Origin of the sequence: uncultured Arthrobacter sp., from assembly GCF_947495145.1 — a bacterium.
Classification (GTDB): Bacteria; Actinomycetota; Actinomycetes; order Actinomycetales; family Micrococcaceae; genus Arthrobacter_D.
Map to the genome: position 1 here is coordinate 1 of NZ_CANLXP010000048.1, position 1,168 is coordinate 1,168.

A 1,168-nucleotide genomic window follows, 5' to 3' on the forward strand; every position below is an offset into this window, starting at 1 on the left:
CAGCGAATTTACCGGAGGGCATGTGCGCCAACGCACTGTCTTTCAGGTCGGCGTTGACTTGCTCGATGATGGCGTGTTTGCGGTGGGCTTTGTCCGCCGCGACGGTGTCCAGGACTTCGGCGTCAACGGTGGTGAGGAACGCGTGGTGCCGGTGTTTGTCGAGCAGTCGCTGCTGACCGGTGGTTTCCTTCGGGTTCAGCTCCGGGATCCGGCGGACCACGAGCCGGCCGCTGACCTGCTCTGCCTTTTTGCGTGAGGAGAACGCAGTGAACGGTGCCTCGGCGACCTCGGCGACCGAGATCCAGGTGCCGGTGTCCTCGTCGAAAACCGCGTTGGTGTAGTTGATTTTCTCCCAAGCATCCTCTGGGATCGCTGCGATGGCCTTTTTCACGGCCGGGTCCATGCGTACGGTCACCGACACGTCGGCTCCGCGGGCCAGGGCGGCGCTGATCGGGGCGTGGCCGTAGTAGGCCGAGTCGAAACGGCACAGCACCGGGGTGCCGGAGTGGATGCGTGCCAGTGTTGCCAGGGCGTCGGTGACCAGGCGCCGGGCGCCGCGGGCCGAGTTCGATGCCCCTTTGCGCAGCCGCTGGGCGGCGATGACCGGGGCGGTGTCGGCCGTGGAGACGGTGGCCAGCAGGGCGTTGAGCCCACGGACCTTGGAGTATCCGTATCCGGAGCCTTGCTTGGCGTAGCCGTGGACCTCGATGATCGTGTCATCGATATCGACGAACACGAAGTCCTCCGGGCCAGGGGATCCCAGCACAGGCGCCCGGGAGGCCAGACTGGCAAGGAAGCGGGAGGCGACAGCGTCGAGCTGGCGCACGTGTCCGAAGGTGAACGAGCGCAGGAACGAGCCCAGTGTCGAGGGCGCGTAGCAGGCGTTGAAGATGCGTTTCATTCCGCCGTGGCGCAGCAGTGCCATGTCATCGATCGAGTCGGCGCCGGCGACCATGCCGGCCACCAGCGAGGCGACCTTCAACCCTGGGTTGGCGCCCTTGTCCGTGGGCACCGTCAACCACCGATCGCTCAGCTCGTGTAATCCGGCGTCCCGGGCCAACGTCATCGTCGGCAGCAGCCCGGCGGTCGACACGAGATTCGGTTCGTCGAAGGCAACTGACGCGGCGGCGGATCTATGGGAAACTTGCATCTACGAGATGTCCTTCGA

General features: G+C 65.6%; 1 protein-coding gene. It reads right to left on the bottom strand.

The genetic code is table 11. The annotated features are described in order from the left end of the window. Positions 1–1,150: IS1380 family transposase (locus tag Q0877_RS17040; RefSeq protein ID WP_299170039.1), on the bottom strand; the 1,150-nt coding region annotated here is incomplete at its 3' end. Between the last annotated feature and the right edge of the window lie 18 nt (positions 1,151–1,168).